The organism is Streptomyces sp. NPDC001194 (assembly GCF_042896985.1).
Taxonomy (GTDB): domain Bacteria; phylum Actinomycetota; class Actinomycetes; order Streptomycetales; family Streptomycetaceae; genus Streptomyces.
This window is the reverse complement of sequence record NZ_JBIAXU010000001.1, coordinates 343302-361660: the sequence shown is the minus strand read 5'-3', so window position 1 is coordinate 361660 and position 18359 is coordinate 343302. Positions and strand designations below refer to the sequence as shown.

Annotated in this window: 18 protein-coding genes; 11 read left to right on the top strand and 7 right to left on the bottom strand. The window is 73.2% G+C overall.

Annotation, left to right across the window (positions count from 1 at the left end; translation table 11 throughout):
- Positions 1–41: 41 nt before the first annotated feature.
- From ACFY1T_RS01685 to ACFY1T_RS01675, 3 genes are all read right to left on the bottom strand, one after another.
- Positions 42–671 (bottom strand): PASTA domain-containing protein, encoded by a 630-nt coding sequence (locus ACFY1T_RS01685; protein WP_390786533.1) that lies wholly within the window; start codon positions 669–671, stop codon positions 42–44.
- Positions 672–966: 295 nt separating this feature from the next.
- A complete protein-coding gene (locus ACFY1T_RS01680) occupies positions 967–1662 on the bottom strand; it encodes an anti-sigma factor family protein (protein ID WP_390786532.1) in 696 nt (231 codons plus the stop codon).
- Positions 1659–2228: an RNA polymerase sigma factor gene (locus tag ACFY1T_RS01675; RefSeq protein ID WP_030872992.1), complete on the bottom strand. Its 570-nt coding sequence runs from the start codon at positions 2226–2228 to the stop codon at positions 1659–1661. Before ACFY1T_RS01675 ends, ACFY1T_RS01680 begins: the two co-directional genes overlap by 4 nt.
- Before the next feature lie 212 nt (positions 2229–2440).
- On the opposite strand from ACFY1T_RS01675, the gene ACFY1T_RS01670 reads away from it, so the two are divergent.
- Entirely contained in the window at positions 2441–4630 is a 2190-nt protein-coding gene (locus ACFY1T_RS01670; protein ID WP_390786531.1) for a DEAD/DEAH box helicase, read from the top strand.
- A gap of 18 nt (positions 4631–4648) precedes the next feature.
- Here ACFY1T_RS01670 and ACFY1T_RS01665 read toward each other — a convergent pair whose 3' ends face one another.
- Positions 4649–5620: an SMP-30/gluconolactonase/LRE family protein gene (locus ACFY1T_RS01665; protein WP_390786530.1), complete on the bottom strand. Its 972-nt coding sequence runs from the start codon at positions 5618–5620 to the stop codon at positions 4649–4651.
- A 79-nt stretch (positions 5621–5699) separates the two neighbouring features.
- Here ACFY1T_RS01665 and ACFY1T_RS01660 point away from each other — a divergent pair, with 79 nt between their 5' ends.
- The 4 genes from ACFY1T_RS01660 (at position 5700) to ACFY1T_RS01645 (ending at position 9484) form a co-directional block, all read left to right on the top strand.
- Positions 5700–6137 (top strand): MarR family winged helix-turn-helix transcriptional regulator, encoded by a 438-nt coding sequence (locus ACFY1T_RS01660; protein WP_030872987.1) that lies wholly within the window; start codon positions 5700–5702, stop codon positions 6135–6137.
- A 136-nt stretch (positions 6138–6273) separates the two neighbouring features.
- Entirely contained in the window at positions 6274–7335 is a 1062-nt protein-coding gene (locus tag ACFY1T_RS01655; RefSeq protein ID WP_390786942.1) for an alpha/beta hydrolase, read from the top strand.
- Positions 7336–7619: 284 nt separating this feature from the next.
- Positions 7620–8690, top strand: a complete 1071-nt coding sequence (locus ACFY1T_RS01650) for an alpha/beta hydrolase (RefSeq protein ID WP_390786529.1) — start codon at positions 7620–7622, stop codon at positions 8688–8690.
- Positions 8687–9484: a trypsin-like serine peptidase gene (locus ACFY1T_RS01645; protein WP_390786528.1), complete on the top strand. Its 798-nt coding sequence runs from the start codon at positions 8687–8689 to the stop codon at positions 9482–9484. Before ACFY1T_RS01650 ends, ACFY1T_RS01645 begins: the two co-directional genes overlap by 4 nt.
- Before the next feature lie 59 nt (positions 9485–9543).
- Here ACFY1T_RS01645 and ACFY1T_RS01640 read toward each other — a convergent pair whose 3' ends face one another.
- The 3 genes from ACFY1T_RS01640 to ACFY1T_RS01630 all read right to left on the bottom strand — a co-directional run bounded on the left by ACFY1T_RS01640 (position 9544) and on the right by ACFY1T_RS01630 (position 12544).
- The gene (locus tag ACFY1T_RS01640) at positions 9544–10482 is read right to left on the bottom strand and encodes an EamA family transporter (protein ID WP_390786527.1); all 939 of its coding nucleotides are present in this window, start codon (positions 10480–10482) and stop codon (positions 9544–9546) included.
- A 64-nt stretch (positions 10483–10546) separates the two neighbouring features.
- A complete protein-coding gene (locus tag ACFY1T_RS01635; RefSeq protein WP_390786526.1) occupies positions 10547–11356 on the bottom strand; it encodes an isocitrate lyase/phosphoenolpyruvate mutase family protein in 810 nt (269 codons plus the stop codon).
- A gap of 78 nt (positions 11357–11434) precedes the next feature.
- On the bottom strand, positions 11435–12544 hold the full coding sequence (locus ACFY1T_RS01630; RefSeq protein WP_390786525.1) for a threonine synthase: 1110 nt from the start codon (positions 12542–12544) through the stop codon (positions 11435–11437).
- A gap of 202 nt (positions 12545–12746) precedes the next feature.
- Between ACFY1T_RS01630 and ACFY1T_RS01625 the strand changes: the two genes are divergently transcribed.
- The 6 genes from ACFY1T_RS01625 (at position 12747) to ACFY1T_RS01600 (ending at position 18261) form a co-directional block, all read left to right on the top strand.
- On the top strand, positions 12747–14330 hold the full coding sequence (locus tag ACFY1T_RS01625; RefSeq protein ID WP_390786524.1) for a S8 family peptidase: 1584 nt from the start codon (positions 12747–12749) through the stop codon (positions 14328–14330).
- 154 nt (positions 14331–14484) lie between these two features.
- A complete protein-coding gene (locus ACFY1T_RS01620; protein ID WP_390786523.1) occupies positions 14485–15606 on the top strand; it encodes a DUF4190 domain-containing protein in 1122 nt (373 codons plus the stop codon).
- A 123-nt stretch (positions 15607–15729) separates the two neighbouring features.
- Entirely contained in the window at positions 15730–16482 is a 753-nt protein-coding gene (locus ACFY1T_RS01615; protein ID WP_390786522.1) for a GntR family transcriptional regulator, read from the top strand.
- Positions 16483–16959: 477 nt separating this feature from the next.
- A complete protein-coding gene (locus tag ACFY1T_RS01610) occupies positions 16960–17145 on the top strand; it encodes an SPOR domain-containing protein (protein ID WP_030872969.1) in 186 nt (61 codons plus the stop codon).
- A gap of 29 nt (positions 17146–17174) precedes the next feature.
- Positions 17175–17669 carry a (deoxy)nucleoside triphosphate pyrophosphohydrolase gene (locus tag ACFY1T_RS01605; protein ID WP_390786521.1) on the top strand — a complete coding sequence of 165 codons (495 nt, stop codon included), beginning with the start codon at positions 17175–17177 and terminating at the stop codon, positions 17667–17669.
- Between the two features lie 163 nt (positions 17670–17832).
- Positions 17833–18261 (top strand): ATP-binding protein, encoded by a 429-nt coding sequence (locus tag ACFY1T_RS01600; protein ID WP_384705254.1) that lies wholly within the window; start codon positions 17833–17835, stop codon positions 18259–18261.
- The last annotated feature ends 98 nt before the right edge of the window (positions 18262–18359 follow it).

Here is an 18359-nt window from a genome sequence, read left to right as displayed (position 1 = left end):
GGCGGCGGGCCGGGGGCCGGGGCCGGCGGGCCGGTCGGTGGTCAGGGGCAGGGCTCCTCGAACTTGACCACGGCGAACGCGACGGGCTGCCCGGCCAGCCGGGCACCCGCCTTGGGATCCTGCGAGCACACCTTCCAGTTCGACTCCTGGAGCACCATCCGGCTCTGGGCCGCGTCCTTGACGGTGATGCTCGCGTTCGACGGCAGTGCGGCACGGGCGACCTTCACGGACTTGCCGGCGAAGTCCGGCATGGTCCCGCCCGCTTCCGGCTGCGGCCCCGGATCCGCGGCCGGACAGCTCTCGTCGAGCTTCACGGCTCCGAGGTCGAGCGTCGTGGCGGCGGGGACGGTCGCGCCGGCGACAGGGCTCTGCGAGCAGACCTTCCAGTGCCGGTCCACGGCCTGGAGCCGGCCGCGGCCGAGCGCGTCGTGCGACTTCAGCAGGGCGAACCCCGCCGCCTGGGCCTCGTCCTGCGCGCTCTGGAGCCCCTTCCCCACGAGCTGGGGAACGGTGGCTGTCTTCGCCGCGGATCCGGTGGCCTTGGAGGAGGGGGATAAGCCCGACGAGGCGGGCGGAGCCGGCGCGGCGCCGGGGGCCGCGGGGTCCTGGCAGGCCGTGAGGGCGAGAAGTCCGGCGGTGGTGAGGAGGACGGCGGTGTGGTGTGTGCGCATCCGGCCATGCTTGTCGCGAAGGGGACCTGCCGGGTGGGAAATGACGGGTCTGTGACATGCGGAGGGGGAGACGGACCCGCACCGAAGGGCTTGATCGACGACACCCCCTAGGGGGCGTCTTGCCGATCACGCCGGGCTCGCGGCGGCGGGCACCGCGCCTCGCCGCGTTGTCCTCGGTCGCCGACACACCACGTCGACTCCTCCCCCTGCCTTCGGCGGGGGACCCCCACGTCCGCCTTGCGATCCACGGCGCCCACCACCGCTCCCTGATCCGGCCTGATCGACAAGACACCCCCTAGGCGAAGTGGGCCGAGGCGAGGAGGGAGCCTTCCGGGGTGAGGAGGCGGGCGCCGGCGAGGGTGGTGGCGTTCACGTCGGTCGTGGCGACCCAGTAGCCGTAGCCGTCCCGGAGCGAGAACGTGCCGAGGCGGGTCATCGTGCCGTCCTTGTGGTCGAGCACGCAGCTGATCTCGGGCATCGGCTTCTCCAGGTCCACCGACATGTACACCCAGCCCCGCGCGCCCGGGTGGGCGAACACCCGGCCCACCTCCCGGCCGCCGGTGACCAGCGCGGCCTGGAGCAGCTGGGCGTTCGCGCGGGCCGTCGGGGACGGGGGCGGCGCCGAGGCCTGGATGGCCGTGCCCGCCGCCCAGCCGCCGAAGCCGCATGCCACGGCCAGCGCGGCCGCCGCGGCCGCGACCCGGGGCCGCAGCAGCCACCGCCGGGCCGCGGGAGCGGGAGCCGGGGCCGGCTCCGGAGCCGGCGGCTGGAGGAGGGCCGTGACCCGGCTCTCGAAGCCGACCGGGGGCTCCGTCCCCGGGAGCAGCCCGAGCAGGTCGTCGCCGACCAGAGCCAGCTGCTCGATGTGCTCCCGGCAGCCGGGGCACTGGTCCAGGTGGGCGACCGCACGGGCGCGCTCCCGGGCCGGAAGGATGCCCAGCGCCAGCTCGGCGTCGAGTTCCCTCAGCTGCTCGCAGGTCATCTCGCTCATCGCCGGCTCTCCTCGGCCCCCAGGGTCCTGCGGAGCTTGTGCATCGCAGTCCGGATCCGCGTCTTGGCCGTCCCCAGCGGGACGTGTTCCATGTCGGCTATCTGCTGCGCGGTCAGCCCGTAGATGCCGGCCATCACCAGGGCGCGGGCCTGCTCCCGGGGAAGGGTGGCCACGGCCGCCCGGACGCCGGCCGAGGTCTCGGCGGCGACGGCGTGCTGCTCGGGCGTCTGCGTCACGAGGTCGAGGAGGGCGTCCAGGTCCTCCGGGGCCACCGGATTGGCCCGGCGGGCCCGGACCGCGTCGATCGCCAGATGGTGCGCGATGGCCGTGAGCCAGGTCCGTACGGACCCCCGGCGCGAGTCGTAGACCTGTGCGTGACGCCATGCCCGCTCGAACGTCTGCTGTGCGATGTCCTCGGCGAGCTGGGCATCGCCCACCACGGCGATGGCCACGCCGAACACCGTGCGCTGGAAGCGGCGCACGAACGCGACGGCGATCTCGGGATCACCCGTCGCAAGGCCCGACAGCAACGCTTCGTCCGGCGCACGCCCGAGCGGGAGGCCCATTCTCTGCACGTCAGTGGATACGTTCGGCCTCCCCGAATGGATTGATTCGGGTTCGTGCGGAAACACCCCTTCATTCTGCTCCTCTCCCCGCCCCCGTTCCCGTTCGCGCCCTCACGCCCGCCGCACGCGGGGCACGGCCGACCCCGCCGCCGGGGGTAGGTTGCCTGCAGTCGTTACCCGGCGCGGTCGGGAGCAGTCGGGGGGTGAGGGGCATGCGGCGCAGGGCGGCGGCCGAGGCGATCGGCGCGGGCGAGCGGCTGCACGCCGCGGCCGGCGCGCTGCTGGCCGACCACCGGCGGGCCGTCGACGCCGTACGGGAGTCCTGGTCTGCGATCCACGCCGACCTGGCCCGCTCCGAGCTGCTGCGGATCCCCGCCGACCGGCTCGCCCACGTCACCGAGGGGCGGCTGCGGCCGGCCGCCGTGACCGCCATCGAGGCGGCCGGGTTCGACACCGTGCAGCGGGTCCTCGACGCGGGCCGCCACCGGCTGCGCCAGATCCCCGGGGTCGGTCAGCAGACCGCCGACCAGGCGCTCGGCGCCGCGCGGCAGCTCGCCGAAGCCGTCGGGGAGACCGTCGCCGTACACCTCGACGTGGACCGCCCCGAGCCCCGCACCACCGCCCTGGTCGCCGCCCTGTACCCGCTCGTCGAGGCCGGCCCCGACGCCCACCGGGCCGTCGAGGCCGCCACCGCACTGGACGCCGGGCTCGGACCGCTGCTCGCCGACGCCGCACCCGCCGCCGGACGGCTGCGGGGCTGGTTCGCGGGCCGGGAGCGGCGCGAACGGGCCCTCGCCGCCCTCGCCGAGATCGGCACGCGGACCGGGCGGGCCGCCGCCGACGGGGTCCCCGCCCTGCTCGGGCAGGCCTCGGTCGACCTGCTGCGCGCGCCCGCGGACGAGGTGGCGGCCTGGGTCGACTTCGAGCTGCGCTCCGCCGAGTACTTCGGCCTGCTCGCGGAGGTCACCGAGCGGCCCGGCGGCGCCGCCGACCCGGCCGCCGCCCAGGGCTTCCTGCCCGAGGCGCTGGCCGAACGCGTCCGCGCCCAGGCCCTCGACGGCACGTACCGCCGCGTCTCGCTGCGCGGGTACCAGTCCTTCGGGGCCCGCTTCGCCCTCGCCCAGCGGCGGGTGATCCTCGGCGACGAGATGGGACTGGGCAAGACGATCCAGGCACTCGCCGCCCTCGCGCACCTCGCGGCGCAGGGGCACCGCCACTTCCTCGTGGTCTGCCCGGCCGGGGTCCTGATCAACTGGACCCGCGAGATCGAGGCGCGCAGCACCCTGCGCGCGGTCGCCCTGCACGGCCCCGGCCGGCACGACGCGTTCGCGGACTGGCGGGGGGAGGGCGGGGTGGCCGTGACCACCTTCCAGGCGCTGACCGGATTCCCCGAGCCGGCCGCCGAGGAGCTGGGGATGCTCGTCGTGGACGAGGCCCACCAGGTCAAGAACCCGCGGGCGCAGCGCTCGCTCGCGGTGGCCGCCTGGGCCGGGAGCTGTGGTCACGTCCTCTTCCTCACCGGCACCCCGATGGAGAACCGGGTCGCGGAGTTCCGCAGTCTCGTACGGATCCTGCGGCCCGAGGTGGCCTCCGGGATCGGCGAGCTCGACACGGTGGCGGGGTCCAAGGCGTTCCGCGAGGCCGTGGCGCCCGCGTACCTGCGGCGCAACCAGCGCGACGTGCTCGCCGAGCTGCCCGGGGTCCAGTGGACCGACGAATGGGAGGAGCTGAGCGCGGCCGACCGGGAGGCCTACACGGTGGCGGTGCGGGCCGGCAATTTCATGGCGATGCGCAGGGCCGCGTACGCGAGGCCGGAGAAGTCGGCGAAGCTGGCGCGGCTGCGCGAGCTGGTGGCGGACGCCGCCGCGAACGGGCTGAAGGTCGTGGTGTTCTCCGCCTTCCGCGAGGTGCTCGGGGCGGTCGAGGAGGCGCTCGGACGGCAGGCGTCGGCGGCCGGCGCCGGCGGCCCGCTCTTCGGGCCGGTCTCCGGGCGCGTGCCGCCGGCCCGCCGCCAGCGGCTCGTCGACGGGTTCGGGGCGGCGGCCGGGCACGCCGTGCTGCTCGCGCAGATCGAGGCGGGCGGCATCGGGATCAATCTCCAGGCCGCGTCGGTGGTGATCCTGTGCGAGCCGCAGGCCAAGCCGACCACGGAGGCGCAGGCCGTGGCCCGTGCGCACCGGATGGGCCAGGTGCGCGCGGTACGGGTGCACCGCCTGCTCGCCACCGACGGGGTGGACCAGCGGATGCTGGAGGTGCTGGACCGCAAGGCCCGGCTCTTCGACGCGTACGCCCGGCGCAGCGTGGTGGCGGAGTCGGCGCCGGAGGCGGTCGACGTCTCGGACACCTCGCTGGCCCGGCGCATCGTCGAGGAGGAACAGGCCCGCCTGGGCGCGGCCGGCTGACGGCGTGCGGGCGGCGCGTCAGAGCCCGCGGACCGAGGCGATCGTGAAGGCCGTCGGCGTGCCCGGGCCCATCGGGCCGCCCTTGTCGAACTGGGAGCGGACCACGAGCGTGCGGCCCGGGGTGTGGCTCAGCGTGGTCGGGATCTGGAGCGACGGGTCCGTGATCGTACGGGTCAGCCGGGCCCGGGTGCCGTCGGGGCCGAGGTGCCACCGGGTCAGGGTGTTCGTGGTGTTGTGGGCCACCCGCAGGGTGCCGTCGGGCGCCAGGTCGAGGCCGTCGGCGTGGGTGAGGTCCCCGCCGCTGAGGGCGACGCGGGAGATCGCGCCGGTGCGCAGGTCGATGCGGTGGAGGTCGCCCGCGGTCATGTCCACGGCCAGCAGGAAGCGGCCCGCCGGGTCCGAGACGATGCCGTTGAGGGAGACGCTGCCCGCCGGGGAGGTGAGGTGCCCGCTGAGGTCGTACGCCGGGAGCAGCGCGCCCGAGCCGGCCGCGAGCAGGTCCGGGGTGACCCGGTAGATCACCGCGCGCACGCTGTCGGTCAGGTAGGCGGTGCCGTCCGGGGTGATGGTCAGGTCGTTGACGAACAGGGCGCCGGTCCCGGCGACCTCGAAATGGGCCAGGCGGCGCCCGGACGCGGTGTCGTAGACGGCGACACCGGCCGTGGAGTCGGTCACCCACAGGCGGCCGCGGGCGTCCACGCGCACTCCGTTCGCCGTGTGGCGGCCGTCGGTTCCGGCGGGCAGGAACACCTCGGCGGTGCGCTGCCCGGGGCGGGCCCGGTAGACGGCGCCGTCGGCGTACGAGCCCACGTACACGGTGTGGTTGCGCGGGTCGGTGGCGATGCCCTCCGGGTAGACCTTCCCGCCGGGGAGGGTGAACGCGGTGGAGATCCGGCTGTCGGCGGCCGAGGCCGGCGCCGTCGGGATCGCACTCAGCGTGAGCGCCGTGGTCAGGGTCAGGAGCGTCGCGGGCAGGAGCTTCTTCAGCACAGCAGGTGTCCTCTTCCGTCTGGGTGAGCACGAAGATATGTTAGAGCTCTAATGCTTGCAAGGGCCTTAGGATGCGGCCATGACCTCCATGCCTCCCGAGGAGCGCATCGGCTCGCACGTCAAGCGCGCCGAGCAGGCGCTCCTCGCGGCCAAGAACGCCGCGCTCAAGCCCGCCGCGGTGACGGTTCCGCAGTACGCCGCCCTGCTCTGGCTCTCCGAGAAGCCCGGGATCTCTGCCGCCGCGCTCGCCCGCCTGTGCGGGGTGACCCCGCCGACGATGAACACCGTGCTGAAGAACCTCCAGGAGCGCGGTCTGATCGAGCGGACCCCGCACGAATGGCACCGCAACGTGCTCGAGACCCGCCTGACGGAAGAGGGCCGGGCCGCGATGGAGCTCGCCGACGCCGGCGCCGTACGGGTGGAGCGGGCGCTCGCCGCCGCGTTCTCGGCGCAGGAGCGCGAGCAGCTGATCGGCTTGCTCGGGCGGTGCGCGGAGGCGCTCGACGCCCAGAGGTGACGCCCGGAGGCGAGGTCCGATCCGCGCACCGGACCCGACGCAGTACCCAGCCGTTCTGTCCCGACCGGGACAGCGATGACCGTTCGGAGCCACGTTCGTGCACCAGTCCCCGCCCGCCCGCCGCTCACGCCGCGCGATGTGGATATCCGCCGCCGCGGCCTTCGCGCTCCTGCTCGGCGGAGCCGGCTTCGCCGCCTGGAAGCCCGACCGGTTCTCCGGCAGCGGTGGGACCGTGAGCTTCGGCAAGGCCCCGGCCTCCACGTCCGCCCCGGCCGCCCCCGACGCGGGCAAGTCCTCCCCGGCCGCGCCGTCGCCCTCCGCCCCGCTCGGCGGCGATCCGGACGTACTGCTGCCGACCGGTCCGAGGTCCGACTTCAGGCAGACCGCCAAGCTGGACGACGGCACGGTCATCTCGAAGGCCCGCCTCGCGGGCGCGAAGTCGGGGTTCGAGGGCGACGTCTGGGTCTGGACGCCGAAGGAGTACGGCGAGGCGAAGTACGAGAAGAGCGCCTTCCCGGTGCTCATCGCGCTTCCCGGCGGCAACGGATTCCCGAGCAACTACTGGTCCGACCGGAGCCTCGGCCTCCAGAAGGCCATCAGCGAGGGCGTCCAGGCCGGCACCAGCCTGCCGTTCATCGTGGTCATGCCGGTGCTCAACCCGGACAGCAAGTACTACTACGACGGCGCGGACATCCCCGGCCAGCCCAAGATGGGCACCTGGATCGCCGAGGACGTGCCGGCCTTCGCCAAGGCCAACTTCCGTACGTACAAGTCCCGTGACGGCTGGGCGTTCATGGGCTCCTCCTCCGGCGCCTTCGTCGGCATGAAGACCGTCCTGCAGTACCCCGACCGCTTCAAGGCCGTGATCGCCAGTGGCGGCGAGATCGTTCCCGACTCCCCGCTCTGGAAGGGCCACCAGGCGGAGATGGACGCGAACAACCCCGAGCGGCTCGCGCAGAAGCTGATCGAAACCAACGGCCCCGAGGTCTTCATCAACTTCCAGATCGGCACCAGGGAGTCGGGGCGGGAGCGGATGACCAAGTTCCAGCAGTCGTACGGCAAGGGCCCCGTCAAGATGACCATCCGCGACATCCAGAACGGCGAACACAACGGCTGGCACTACGTCCGGGGCATGAAGGAAGGCTCCCTGGAGTGGATCAGCAAGGTCCTGAAGGCGCCGCAGCCCGCCACCGGCTGACCGCCCGCCCCGGCTGACCGCCCGCCCCGGCTGACCGCCCGCCCCGGCTGACCGCCCGCCCCGGCCGACCGTCAGCCCCGGCTGACCAGCCCGTACGCACGGAAACCTGGGACCGGCGTGGCACGCACCACGTCCCACCGGTCCCAGGCAACCCATCCGATCGTTGACACCTCTGTAAGGGGTGAAGGGGGACCGATCGGTCCGACCCGCGCTCTTCGGGAGCGCCGGAGAAGGAACGGGACAAATCCGTGCAGCATGACCAGCTTCAGGGTGATGGCGACCTCATGACCGAGGAAGGCCCGCAGACCACGGGCCGCCGCCGTCCCAAGCGCTTGCGCAGGCTTTTGATCAGCGGTGCGCTGGCTCTCGCACTCGCCGCCGGGGGCGGCGCCGCGGCGTACAAGTACAAGCTCTTCACCGACATAGGGGATCCGGTCTCCTTCGGGAAGGTCCAGGAGTCGGCGGCCGCCGCCGAGGAGATCCGGCCGGGGGTGAGCATGCCGACCGGGCCGAAGGCCTCGTTCGTCCGGACGTACCGGCTGCCCGACGGCACGCAGATCGGCCGCACGACCCTGACCGGCGCGAAGTCCGGGTTCACCGGTGACGTGTGGGTGTGGGTCCCCAAGCAGTACGACGACCCGAAGTACGCCAAGAGCGCCTTCCCGGTCCTGATCTCCCTGCCCGGCGGCCGCGGCTACCCCACGAACTACTGGGGCACGGGCCCCGGCCTCGGCCTCGAGAAGGCCGTGAGCGACGGGGCGAAGGCGGGCACCAGCCTGCCCTTCATCCTGATCATGCCGGTGCACAACGCGGACACCAAGCACCACTTCGATGCCTCCGACATCCCCGGCGAGCCCAAGATGGGCACCTGGATGGCCGAGGACATCCCGGATTTCACGAGGGCCAATTTCCGCACCTTCACCTCCCGTGACGGCTGGGCCTTCATGGGCTCCTCCGCGGGCGGATTCGGCGCGTTCAAGCACGTCCTGAAGTACCCCGACCGCTTCAAGGCGGCCATCGCGAGCGGGGTCGACATCGTCCCCGATTCCCCGCTGTGGAAGGGGAACACGCGGGCCATGGACGAGAACAACCCCGAGAAGCTCGCCGAGAAGCTGATCAAGGAAGGCGGCCCGGACGTCTACATCAACTTCCAGATCGGCACCAAGGAGACCGGCCGCGAGAAGGCCGAGAGGTTCATGAAGGACTACGGGAAGGGTCCCGTGCACACCACGCTCCAGGTGATCCAGGATGGTGAGCACAATGGGAAGTCGTACGTCCGCGGTATGAGGGAGGGCGCTCTGGAGTGGATCAGCAAGGTCATGCTGGCACCGACGCCCGACCCCGCCGTGCGATGAAAGCATGCGTCCGGGGGGCCTTCGCCGCTGCCGCCGCCACCGTGGCGGCGGCCCTGGCCGTCGGCTTCGTCAAGGCGACGGACGAGGACCGGAACGCGGTGCACGCCTTCCCCGGCGTCGGCGTGCTCATGGCGAACGGGGAGCACTGGTGCACGGCGAGCGTCGTCGACAGCCCGAAGGGCACCGTCGTCGCCACCGCCGCGCACTGCGTGGCCCCCGCGGGCGAGGGCGGCGCGCCCGGAGCGCTCGCGCACGACGGCATGGCCATCGGCGAGCTCTCCTTCGCACCCGCCTTCACCGGGGAGGGCGGGGGGCGCCAGCCGCTGGGCGTGTGGAAGGTCCGCGCGGTCCACGTGGACGAGCGCTGGACCAAATGGGGCGAGGACACCGCCGACTTCGCCTTCCTCAGCATCGCGCCGGACGAGGACGGCCGTACGGTGCAGCAGGCGGTCGGCGGCGCCGACGAGGCCCCCAAGCCCGACTGGACCTCCGGGTACGAACGCGAGGTCACGGTCGTGGGCTACCCCGAGTCGGACCGCAACCCGCAGAACAAGCCGGTCTCCTGCACCACCCAGACCAGCCACGACCAGGAGGACCCCGCGATGCTCTACATCGGCTGCGCGGGCTTCTGGTCGGGCACCAGCGGCAGCCCCTGGATCGCCGACCGCGGCGGTCCGGGGAACCCGGGGCGGCTGATCGGCGTGCTCAGCGGCGGGGACACGGACGTGGACTCCACGGCGGCCCTCTTCGACGAGAAGGCGAAGGCGCTGTACGAGCAGGCCGCGCGGGACTGAGACCCCGGGGCGGCTCCGGCTCCGGCCACGGCCCCTGCCCGCTCACGGCCCGCGCCCGCTCACCGCCCGCGTTCCGTGCTGACGATCACGCACACCGCCACCACGACGATCGCCCCGCCGACCAGGATCGGCACGGTCAGCGCCTCGCCGAGGATCAGCGCCCCCAGTGCGACGGCCACGACCGGATTGACGTACGCGTAGGTGGCCACCAGCGACAGCGGCGCCGCCCGCAGCAGCCACACGTACGCCGTGAAGGCGATCAGCGAGCCGAAGACGACGAGGTAGCCCAGCGCCAGCCAGGAGGCGGTGGAGAACGCGCCCCAGTCCAGCGAGCGGTGCTCGCCGCGCAGCAGGCCGACCACGATCCCGCCCGCCCCGCCCGCGAGCATCTGGTAGCCGCTGCCCGTGAACGGGTTGTCCGGCAGCGAGAGCTTCGACGCGGAGAACGAGCCCAGCGACCACAGCACGGACGCCACGATCACCAGCACCACCCCGGAGAGCCGCACGTCGCCGCTGATGCCCGGGACGGTCAGCACCGCGAGCCCGCCGAAGCCCAGCAGCACGCCGCCGAGGGTCCGCGGCGGCGGCCGGTCGCCGGTGGCGCTGCGCAGCACCACCAGCCACATCGGCACGGCGGCGATCAGCAGCGCGGCGAGGCCCGACGGCACCGAGGTCTCGGCGAGGACGACGAGTCCGTTGCCGCCGAGCACCAGCAGCAGGCCCACCAGCACGGCGGAGCCGGCCTGCGTACGGGTGGCCCGGAGCGCACCCGGCCCGTACCGCCAGGCGACGAGGCCGAGCAGCAGCAGGCCGGCCGTGATGAAGCGGGCTCCGGCGGAGAGGAACGGCGGCATGGACCGTACGACCACGCGGATGGCGAGGTACGTGGAACCCCAGACGACGTAGACGAGGGCGAGCGCGGTCCAGACGGCCCCGCCGACCCCGCGGTGGGCGGACTGCGGCGGCTGCCCGCTCTCAGCGGTCTCCGAGGTGCGCATGACGGGATCCTAGGGTTCGTTGGGGCCTACACGCTTCCCGGTGCCTCCCCCGGATGCCGGAGTCTCAGCCCTTGAGCAGGGCGTTCAGCTCGCCGTACGGGAGGCCCCCGTCCAGCGCGCCGTACGTACCGCCCGCGAGCAGCTCCTCGGCCGCGCGGCGGACCACGTCGTACGCGGCCGACGCGACCCCGGATCCGAGGCTGACGCGGGCGACGCCGAGGGCGCCGAGCTCGGCGACGGCCGGGGCGCCGGGGCCGACGAGAAGGTTGAGCGGGGCGTCGATGCCCTTGACCAGCTCGGTGACGGTGGCCACGTCGTTCACGCCGGGGACGAAGATGCCGGAGGCGCCCGCGCGCAGGCACGCGGCGGCGCGGGCGAGCGTCTCGTCGAGGCGCCCGTCCTCCTCGCCGAGGCCGAAGAGGAACGTGTCGATGCGGGCGTTGATGAACAGCGGCACCCCGGCGGTGTCGGCGGCGGCCCGGGCGGCGGCCACCCGCTCCGCGTGGTCGGCGGGGGCCCGGGTGCCGTCCTCGATGTTGATGCCGACCGCGCCGGCCTCGATGACTCCGGTGACGGTCTCGCCGACCCCGGCGGGGTCGGCGCCGAAGCCGCCCTCGATGTCGGCGGTGACCGGGACGGAGACGGCCGCGGCCACCCGGGCGACGAGGTCGAGGGCGCGGTCCCGGCTCAGGGCGTCCCCGTCGGGCGTACCGAGGGACCAGGCGACCCCGGCGCTGGTGGTGGCGACGGCGGGGGCGCCGGCGGCCTCGACGAGGCGGGCGCTGAGGACGTCCCAGGCATTGGCCAGGGCCAGCGGCGCGGCGGGGGTGTGCAGTGCGGCGAAACGGCGGGCGAGATCAACGGTGGTGGTCATCGGCCCAGTTCACCAGAGCGCGCACGACTCGGGCTGGCGATTTTCCGACGTGTACCCGGATCGCCGCGGCGCCGCGGCCTACCCGGGACCGGACTTCAGGCCCGCTCCGCACAGGGGGAGGACCGCCGTGCGGCCCCGCAGGGGGTCGGCGGGGGACAGCGGGCCGACCGCGGCCCAGCAGGCCGCCGCCGTCGGCTCCACGAAGAGCCCGCGCCGCGCCAGGTCCTGCCGGGCCGCGCGCAGGGCCGTGTCCGGGACGGTCAGGAAGGTGCCGCCGGACGCGCGGACCGCCGCCAGGATCTGGCGGGCCCGCGGCGGGGCCGCGATCGCGATCCCCTCGGCCAGGGTGGGCCGCTGCTCCACCGGACCGGCGTCCTGGGCGCCCGCCGCGAAGGCCGCGGCCAGCGGGGACACCGCCTCCGCCTGGACCGCGATCAGCGCGGGCGGCTTCACCCCGCGCCGCGCCAGCTCCTCCACCGCCAGCGCGGCACCCAGCAGCAGGGTGCCGTTGCCGACGGGGACGACGAGGGCCTCGGGGAGCCGGCCGCCGAGCTCCTCCCACACCTCGTACACGTACGTCTTCGTCCCGTGCAGGAAGTACGGGTTGAAGACGTGGCTCGCGTAGAAGACCCCGGGGAGGTCGGCGGCCTCCCGGGCCGCCAGCGCCGCGGCCTCCCGGCCCCCCGGTACGACGCGCACGGCCGCCCCGTGCGCCCGCATCTGCTCCGTCTTCTTCTCCGAGGTGCCCTCGGGCACGAAAACTTCACATCGCAGCCCGGCCCGCGCGCAGTACGCCGCCACGGACGTCCCCGCGTTCCCGCTGCTGTCCGCGACCACCCGCTCCGGAGCCAGCCGCCGGGCCACTTCCGCGAGCATCACGGCGCCCCGGTCCTTGAACGACAGGGTCGGCATCAGGAAGTCCAGCTTGGCGTGAATGCGTTCCGCGAGCGGGACCAGCGGAGTGTTCCCCTCCGACAGCGTCACGGAGAACGCACCCGGCAGGGGCAGTGCGGAGCCGAACCGCCAGAGCGAGTTGGGCCCGCCGGCCGGTTCGAGCGGACTGGCCGGATCCGGGGTGAAGTCGAGGTCCCACGGTCCGCCGCACAGCGGGCAGCACCACGGGGCCGTCCGGGCGTCGGCGCGCGTGGCGTCTTCGGGGCAGACGTAGCCGGGCAGTGCGTGCGTCATGTGCGGAGCGCCTTTGCTCTTTCATGGCCGTTGTATGGCACGGATGTTAAGCGTTCGTTGACCTCTTGTGGGATTGCGAGAGGGTGCGTCAACCTTTCGGCAGCGGCAGCCGGCAGAACACGAAGCGTTGTCATGTGCATGACCATCACGTGTCCGCTGCCGGATGCCGCTCTTCATGTCACCGACGAGGAGGACCCCCCACATGTCCGCGATGCGTCACACCCGCCGGCAGATCGCCGGCCTCAGCGCGATCGCCGTCGCCGCCCTCGCGCTGGGCACGGCCGCCGCGTTACCCGCTTCCGCCGCCGACGCGGGCCCCCAGGGCGTCATCGAGAACGCCGGGGCCCCCGGCGCGGTCGCCGAGAGCTACATCGTGACCCTGAAGGACTCGGCCGCCCGGTCCACCGCCGACAGCGGCAAGGCCGTCGCCCGCCGCTACGGCGCCACGATCGGCCGCACGTACAGCGCCGCCCTCAACGGCTACTCCGTCAAGGTCTCCGAGGCGCAGGCCAGGAAGCTCGCCGCCGACCCGGCGGTCAAGTCCGTCGTGCAGAACCGGACGTTCACCGTCGACGACGCCCAGGGCACCCAGCCCAGCCCGCCGTCCTGGGGCCTGGACCGCATCGACCAGCACCCGCTCCCGCTCGACAACAGCTACACCTACCCGGACAAGGCCGGCGAGGGCGTCACCGCGTACATCATCGACACCGGTGTCCGCATCAGCCACACCGAGTTCGGCGGGCGCGCCTCCTACGGCTTCGACGCCATCGACAACGACAACACCGCCCAGGACGGCCACGGCCACGGCACGCACGTCGCCGGCACGGTCGCGGGCAACTCGTACGGCGTGGCCAAGAAGGCCAAGATCGTCGGCGTCCGCGTGCTCGACAACAACGGTTCCGGCACGACGGAGCAGGTCGTCGCCGGCATCGACTGGGTGACCCAGCACGCCGTCAAGCCGGCCGTGGCGAACATGTCGCTCGGCGGCGGCGCCGACTCCGCGCTCGACACCGCCGTCCGCAACTCCATAGCCTCCGGCATCACGTACGGCGTCGCCGCGGGCAACGAGTCCACGGACGCGAGCAGCAAGTCCCCGGCGCGCGTCGCCGAGGCCATCACGGTCGGCGCCACCACGAGCACCGACGCCAAGGCCGGCTACTCCAACTACGGCTCCATCCTCGACATCTTCGCCCCCGGCTCCTCCATCACCTCCTCGTGGGGCACCGGCGACACCGCCACCAACACCATCTCGGGCACCTCGATGGCCACGCCGCACGTCGTGGGCGCGGCGGCGCTGTACCTCTCCCAGAACCCGGCGAGCACCCCGGCGCAGGTCCGCGACGGCCTGGTGGCGGCGGCCACGCCGAACGTGGTGACCGGTCCCGGCTCCGGCTCCCCGAACCGCCTGCTCTACGTCGGCGGCGGCACCACCCCGCCGAACCCGGGCAAGCGCTTCGAGAACACCGCCGACTACGCGGTCAACGACAACGCGACGGTCGAGTCGCCGGTCACCGTCAGCGGGGTCGCGGGCAACGCGCCGGCGGCGCTGAGCGTCTCGGTCGACATCAAGCACACGTACATCGGTGACCTGAAGGTCGACCTGGTCGCCCCCGACGGCTCGGTCTACAACCTGCACAACCGCAGCGGCGGCAGCGCGGACAACATCGTCAAGACGTACACCGTCAACGCTTCTTCGGAGGTCGCCAACGGGGTGTGGAAGCTCCGCGTGAACGACAACGCCAACGTCGACACCGGGAAGATCGACTCCTGGGCGCTGCAGTTCTGAGGCACGCCCGGGGCACGTCCGAGGCGTGTCCGAGGCGCGTGTGAGGCACGTGTGACGCACGGAGATCGCGGGGGCGACCGTTACGGCGGTCGCCCCCGCTGCGTACTATTTCGCGCATTCGTTCGTGCACCTCCCGTGATGGAGCCCCCGCCCCGTGAGCACCCCGCCGCCGCCCCACTGGCTCCCCCGGCCCGCGCAGCAGGCTTACGCGGAGCCGGCGCTGAACGGCTTCGCGCTCGCGTCGCTGCTGGTGGGGCTGGTGTGCCTGCCGCCGCTCGGCGTCGTCTTCGCCGTCGTGGCCCTCGTCCAGATCGCCCGGAAGGGGGAGCGGGGCAAGGGGCTCGCGATCGCGGGACTGGTGGTGTCGCTCGCGATGACCCTGGCCCTGGTCCTCGTCGCGGACCGGGTGGGCGGGCGACTCTTCGAGCGGCTGGACACGGTCGAGCAGTACGAGGACGTCGAGGGCGAGTTGACCGCCATGGACGAGATGCGCAGGGGTGACTGCTTCAACGTCCCCGGCGGGGACCTGCTCGCCGAGCGCCCGTTCATCTACAAGACCGCGTGCGCCGGGCCGCACGAGGGGGAGGTCACCTCCTCGACCCGGCTCGCGGGCGGTGCCTTCCCCGGCACGCCCGAGCTGAGGCGGACCGCCGTGGACGCGTGCTGGAAGGCGCAGGACGCGTACGCGATGGACACGTGGGCGCTGCCCCCGTACGCGGAGATGTTCTACTTCGTGCCCACGCACGAGTCCTGGGGCGGCGGCGACCGCCGGCTGCTCTGCGTCATCGGCACGGCGGAGCAGGAGCACCGCGGCAGCCTGCGCAGGGACGCCACGATGCTGACGCCGGAGCAGGTGGCCTTCCTGCGCGTGATGAACGAGGCCGACCTCGCGCTGGGCGGCCAGCCGGAGGAGGAGATCGACGAGGCGCTGCCGCGCTACCGGGAGTGGGCCGCCGCGGTGGACCGGGCGCTGGGCGTGGAGGCGGGGCTGCTGGACGGGGTGCGGGAGCGGCCGGAGCTGGCCGGGCCGGCCGGGGCGCAGCTCAAGGGGGTCGAGGCGGCGCGCGCGGGGTGGCAGCGGGCGGCGCGGGCGACGAAGCCGGCGGACTTCCAGACGGCCTGGGACGAGGCCGCTGCCGCGGAATCCGTGGAGACGGAGAGGGTGCTGCGCGGGGCGTACGGGCTTTCGATGACGGTGCCGGAATGGCTGGCGGGGGAGTCCGACGGCTCGGACGGCGACCCGGAAGACTCGGCCGTCGAGGATAGCGCGATGTAACGCGCGGTAACTGGTTTCAGTGACCTGGCTTCATCACTTCGGGTGAAACTCTGGCCCTTGCTTGCGATGCACAACCGTCGGTTGCCAGGGTGTAGCTGTCTGTCAAGCTGATGGGAGTGGCCAGTGACTTTCGGTGAGCAGCCGGCCTATCTGCGCGTCGCCGGGGATCTGCGACGGAAGATCGTCGATGGGTCCCTGCCCCCGCACGCCCGGCTCCCCTCGCAGGCCCGGATCCGCGAGGAGTACGGGGTCTCCGACACCGTGGCGCTGGAGGCGCGCAAGGTCCTCATGGCGGAGGGGCTGGTCGAGGGCCGTTCCGGGTCGGGTACGTACGTGCGGGAGCAGCCCGTGCCCAGGCGGGTCGCCCGCTCCGGGTACCGCACGGGCGGGGCGTCGACGCCGTTCCGGCAGGAGCAGGCCGAGGCGGGTGCGCGCGGCACGTGGGAATCCAGCAGTGAACAGGCGGCCGCGCCGGCGGAGATCGCCAAACGGCTCGGCATCGAGCCGGGCGAGCGGGTGATGCGGACGCGGTACGTGTTCCGCGACGCGGGCGAGGCGATGATGCTGTCGACCTCCTGGGAGCCGCTCGCGGTCACGGGCCGGACCCCGGTGATGCTCCCGGAGGAGGGGCCGCTCGGCGGCTCGGGGGTCGTGGACCGGATGGCCGCCATCGACGTGGTCGTGGACAACGTGGTGGAGGAGGTCGGGGCCAGGCCGGGCCTGGCGGAGGAGAACATGCTGCTGGGCGGGGTCCCGGGCCACGTGGTCCTGGTGATCGGCCGGACCTACTTCGCCTCCGGGCTGGCGGTCGAGACCGCGGACGTCGTCGTCCCGGCGGACCGCTACCGCCTCTCCTACCACCTGCCGGTCCGCTAGGGGGTGTCCGCGAAGTGGCGCCGGCCGCCCGGAGGGCGGTCGGGACTTCGCGGACACGCCCTTAGGGGGTGTCCTGCCGAGCGGCGCTCCCCGGGTGAGGTGTCCCCGGGGAGCGCCTTCGTGTGACGGGGCGTCATGGACCCGGCGGGTTTCGGCGCGATGGTGATCGTTCCCGCCGCGCCGGTCCTCGTCTTCTTCGCGGCGCGCGCCCCCTGCGCCGAAGTCCGCCCGCGCCCCGCGCCCGCCGCGCGGCCGGACTCGCCCGCGTCCCGTGCCCGTTGACCGTGCGGTTCGCCCCGCGGTGCGCCCCGGTTCGCACCGGCGCGCACGGCGCTCTCGTACGCATGGCCGGATGCGTACGCCTGTGAGGTACCTCTTCGTAAAAAACCGTATCCGCTCCGTAAAGGTCGGGCGTAGGCTCCGGCATATGCGCAATGCGGTTTCCCGGGCAGGTACATCGGCGGAGGGTGAAACGCGATGAACGACAGCGGTGCCCTGCTCCCATGGCTGGTCATACGTCAGGACGACAACGGCAACCGCTACCGGGTGGGCCGCTACCCCACCCGGTCCGAGGCCCAGAAGGTCGTCGACAGCCTCGAAGACAGGGGCCACAAGCAGCTGTACTGGGTCGAGCGGGTCGGTCAGACCGCCACGACGAACTGAGCGTCCGCACGGTGGCATAGGCTCCGCCCATGACGGTACGCGTGGTCGTGGGCGGAGCCCTTTGTCATGAGGGCCGCCTGCTGGCCGCCCGCCGCAGCGCACCCCCCGAGCTGGCCGGACGCTGGGAGCTGCCCGGCGGCAAGGCCGAGCCCGGCGAGTCCGTGCCCGAGGCGCTCGTGCGCGAACTGCGCGAGGAGCTCGGTGTGGAGACCGAGCCGCTGGAGCGGATCCCGGGGGAGTGGCCGCTGAAGCCCGGGCTCGTCCTGCACGTGTGGACCGCGCGGCTCCTGTCCGGGGAACCCGCGCCGCTGGAGGACCACGACGAGCTGCGCTGGCTCGGGCCGGACGAGCTGGACTCCGTGGACTGGCTCGACCAGGACCGGCCGGCCGTCGCCGAAGCCGGCCGCCGGCTGCGCGACGGTCGCGGCCGGGCGGAGGGGTCGCCCGGGGCGGCCCGGCGGGACGGGCGCGACGGGCGCGACGAGCGCCGTGAACGGCACACCAGGTCGCACGGGGGCGCGTGACGCGCGTGCGCTGGGCCGTCTGCGCCACAGTGCGCCGGTGCGTGAAGGATCGGGTGGTACGACGCCTCGAATATCGGGTATGTCGCTATTAGTCCCTATCGTGTACTGCCCCTCGTGGCTCTGTCCCTGCGGAATCGGACTGGGGCCGTTGCCGGCCCGGGAAGTGATCGGCGTGATCGACACAGACGGTGAATGCGCCGAGTGGGCCTTCCCCGCAGAGCCCGGCGCCGTCCGCACCGCCCGTCACGCCGTACGCGGCACGCTGAGTTCCTGGGGCCTCGACTCCGTCGGCGATGTCACCGTCCTGCTGGTCAGCGAGTTGGTCACCAATTCGCTGCGGTACGCCTCCGGCCCCATCGGGGTCCGGCTGGTGCGGCAGAATCCGGCCAGCGGGAGCCCCGCGGGGGCTGCCGCGCTGTTGGTGGAGGTTTCCGATCCGCTTCCGGATCCGCCCCGCGAACGGGTGGCGACGCCGGACGACGAGGGCGGGAGGGGGCTTCATCTGGTCGCCGTCTCGGCGCAGCGCTGGGGAACCCGCCACGGGAAATCGGGCAAGACCGTGTGGTTCGAGTTGGCACTTCCTGGTGAGTAACAAGGTGACGGATGGCCGACGATCACACGGCATGGCTCGAAATAGTCGGGACCTTTTTGTGATCGTGAACGCCGTGCCGTGCGGGGCCGTGGTGCTGA